A 3,578-nucleotide genomic window follows, 5' to 3' on the forward strand; every position below is an offset into this window, starting at 1 on the left:
TGCGTTTAGCCCGCTAAACGCACTCGCCGGGGTCGGGGAGCGGTGTGCGCCGGGACCGGGCGACCCGGATACTTAGCCACGCTCAGCGCCGCGTTTAGCCCGCTAACCGCAGCTCCGGGGCGTGGTGGCGGAGCCGCGCGTGGGGGCGCGATGTCCCTCGTTAGGCTGGAGCGCGTGTGTGGGATCGTGGGATATGTCGGACACCGCCCGGCCCTGGACGTCGTCCTCGGCGGACTGCAGCGGATGGAGTACCGCGGGTACGACTCGGCGGGCGTCGCGGTGCTGGACGGCGCCGGCGCGCTGAACGTCGAGCGCAAGGCGGGCCGCCTCGCCAACCTGGAGGCCGAGCTCGACGCCGTCGGCAGGGACGCCTTCAAGGGCACCGCCGGCATGGGGCACACCCGGTGGGCCACCCACGGTGCGCCGGTCGACCGGAACTCGCACCCGCACCGCGACGTCACCAAGCGCGTCGCCGTCGTGCACAACGGCATCATCGAGAACTTCGCCGCCCTGCGCGCCGAGCTCGAGGCCGACGGCGTCGAGATGGCCAGTGACACCGACACCGAGACGGCCGCGCATCTCGTCGCCCGCGCCTACGCCTCCGGCGAGACCGCCGGTGACTTCGCCGCCAGCGTCGCCGCCGTGTGCCGCCGCCTCGAAGGCGCGTTCACCCTGGTCGTGACCCACGCCGACCAGCCGGACACGATCGTCGCCGCCCGGCGCTCCTCGCCGCTGGTCGTCGGCGTCGGCGATGGCGAGACCTTCGTAGCGTCCGACGTCGCCGCGTTCATCGAGCACACCCGCGAGGCCGTCGAGCTCGGCCAGGACCAGCTCGTCGTGATCACTCGCGACGGCTACGAGGTCACCGACTTCCACGGCGACGCCGCGCAGGCGAAGCCGTTCACCGTCGACTGGGACCTCTCGGCCGCCGAAAAGGGCGGCCATGAGTACTTCATGCTCAAGGAGATCGAGGAGCAGCCCGAGGCGCTGGCGAACACGCTGCGCGGGCACTTCGAGGCCGGCCGGATCATGCTCGACGAGCAGCGCATCTCCGACCAGGACCTGCGCGACGTCGACAAGGTCTTCGTCGTCGCCTGCGGTTCGGCGTACCACTCCGGCCTGGTCGCCAAGTACGCGATCGAGCACTGGTGCCGCCTGCCGGTCGAGGTCGAGCTGGCCAGCGAGTTCCGCTACCGAGACCCGGTGCTCGACCGCGCGACGCTGGTTGTCGCGGTGTCGCAGTCGGGCGAGACCGCGGACACCCTCGAAGCCGTTCGCCACGCCCGCGAGCAGAAGGCCCGCGTGCTGGCCGTGTGCAACACCAACGGCGCGCAGATCCCGCGTGAATCCGACGCGGTGCTCTACACCCACGCGGGGCCGGAGATCGGGGTCGCCTCGACCAAGGCGTTCCTCGCGCAGATCGCGGCCAACTACCTGGTCGGCCTGGCGCTGGCGCAGGCGCGGGGCACGAAGTACCCGGACGAGGTGGCGCGCGAGTTCGCCGAACTCGAGGCCATGCCCGCCGCTGTCCAGAAGGTACTGTCCACTGTGGACCAGGTGCGGGACCTCGGGCGCCGGATCGCGGACTCGAAGGCCGTGCTGTTCCTCGGGCGCCACGTCGGGTTCCCGGTGGCGCTCGAAGGCGCGCTGAAGCTGAAGGAACTGGCGTACATGCACGCCGAGGGCTTCGCCGCCGGCGAGCTGAAGCACGGCCCGATCGCGCTGATCGAGGAGGGTCTCCCCGTCGTCGTGGTGATGCCGTCGCCCAAGGGACGCGCGGTGCTGCACTCCAAGCTCGTGTCGAACATCAGCGAGATCCAGGCTCGCGGCGCCCGCACGATCGTCATCGCCGAGGAGGGCGACGAGACGGTCCGGCCGTTCGCCGACGAGCTGATCGAGGTCCCCGCGGTGCCGACGCTGCTGCAGCCGCTGGTGTCCACGGTGCCGCTGCAGGTGCTCGCCGCCGAGATCGCGCGCACCCGCGGGTACGACGTCGACAAGCCGCGTAACCTGGCGAAGTCGGTCACCGTCGAGTAACTCCCGGAGGCGTCGCCGTGCAGGGAATCTGGACCACGGAACGGATTCGCGCGGCGGAGGATCGGCTGCTCGCGGTTACCCCGGACGGCGAACTCATGCGTCGCGCCGCCTTCGGGCTGGCGACGCATACGGCCGCGCTGATCGCTGAGCGCACGGGCTTCGTATCGGGCCGCCGGGTCGTCCTGTTGGTCGGTTCGGGGAACAATGGCGGTGACGCGTTGTGGGCCGGGGCGTTCCTGCGCCGTCGCAACGTCGCCGTCACCGCCATCTTGCTGAAGCCCGAACGCGCGCACGGTCCAGGACTCGCGGCGCTGCGCCGATCCGGCGGCCGGGTGGTGTCTGTCGAGGACGGTCCACAGTGGATCGACAAGGCGGACGTCGTCATCGACGGGATCGTCGGGATCTCCGCCCGTGGTCCGTTGCGGCCGGAGGCCGCGGCGCTGGTGGAGCGGGTGGGCGCGCCGATCGTCGCGGTCGACCTGCCCAGCGGGGTCGACCCGGACACCGGAGCGGTGGACGGCCCGGCGGTGCGTGCGGCGCTCACCGTGACTTTCGGCGCGCTCAAGCCGGTGCACGCGCTGGCACCCGACGCTTGTGGCGACGTCGTGCTGGTGGACATCGGGCTGCGGCCCGAACTCGGCGAGCCCGACATGGTGCGTTTGGAGTCGTCGGACGTCGCTGCCGCGTGGCCGGTGCCGGGCCCCAGCGACGACAAGTACAGCCAGGGTGTCGTCGGCATCGCGGCCGGATCGGCCACCTACCCCGGGGCGGCGGTGCTGGCGGCGGGATCGGCGGTGCGGGCGACGTCCGGTTTGGTGCGGTATGCGGGGCACACGGCCGATGTGGTGCGCGGGCGCTGGCCGGAGATCGTCGCCACCGGATCGGTGAGCGACGCCGGTCGCGTGCAGGCGTGGGCGGTCGGGCCGGGGATCGGCACCGGGCAGGAAGGCCGTGACGTGCTCCGGTACGTCCTCGGTCAGGGCGTGCCGGTGTGTGCCGACGCGGACGCGACGACGATCGTCGCCCGTGCGCCGGAGGTGCTCGACGCGCGGGATCCGGACACGCCGCTCGTGCTGACGCCGCATGCGGGCGAGTTCGAGCGGTTGATGGGCGAGGCGCCCGGGGCCGATCGGGTCGGGGCCGCGCGTGCGGCGGCCCGGCGGTACGACGCGGTGGTCCTGCTGAAGGGGCACTGCACCGTGGTCGCGGCGCCGGACGGGCGGGTCGCGGTGAACACGCCGCGCGGGTCGTGGCTGGCGACGGCGGGCTCGGGCGACGTGCTCACCGGTCTCATCGGGGCGCTGCTCGCCGCCGGGCTCGACCCGTGGCTCGCGGCGGCGTCCGCGGCGCACGTCCACGCGCTGGCCGGGTCGCTCGCGGCGGGCGGCGCACCGACCTCCGCCTCGGCGCTGGTCACCGCCATCCCCGAGGCTCTCCGCTCCCTGCGTACCTGATCACCCGTGACCTCGTCACATCAGCCCCACGCGCCCCAACCGAGCGCAGTTAGCGGGCTAAACGCGGCGCTTAGGCACGCTAAGGAC

The 3,578-nt window shown here is 72.5% G+C and carries 2 protein-coding genes; both read left to right on the forward strand.

All coding sequences use genetic code 11. The annotated features are described in order from the left end of the window. The first annotated feature begins 174 nt into the window (after positions 1–174). Positions 175–2,037, forward strand: coding sequence for a glutamine--fructose-6-phosphate transaminase (isomerizing) (gene glmS / locus ACFWY9_RS38275; protein WP_378331253.1), 1,863 nt, complete (start codon positions 175–177; stop codon positions 2,035–2,037). Positions 2,038–2,054: 17 nt separating this feature from the next. Beyond that, positions 2,055–3,491 carry an NAD(P)H-hydrate dehydratase gene (locus ACFWY9_RS38280; RefSeq protein WP_378341178.1) on the forward strand — a complete coding sequence of 479 codons (1,437 nt, stop codon included), beginning with the start codon at positions 2,055–2,057 and terminating at the stop codon, positions 3,489–3,491. Positions 3,492–3,578 lie beyond the last annotated feature (87 nt).

Source organism: Amycolatopsis sp. NPDC059027 (genome assembly GCF_042739735.1).
Taxonomy (GTDB): Bacteria; Actinomycetota; Actinomycetes; order Mycobacteriales; family Pseudonocardiaceae; genus Amycolatopsis.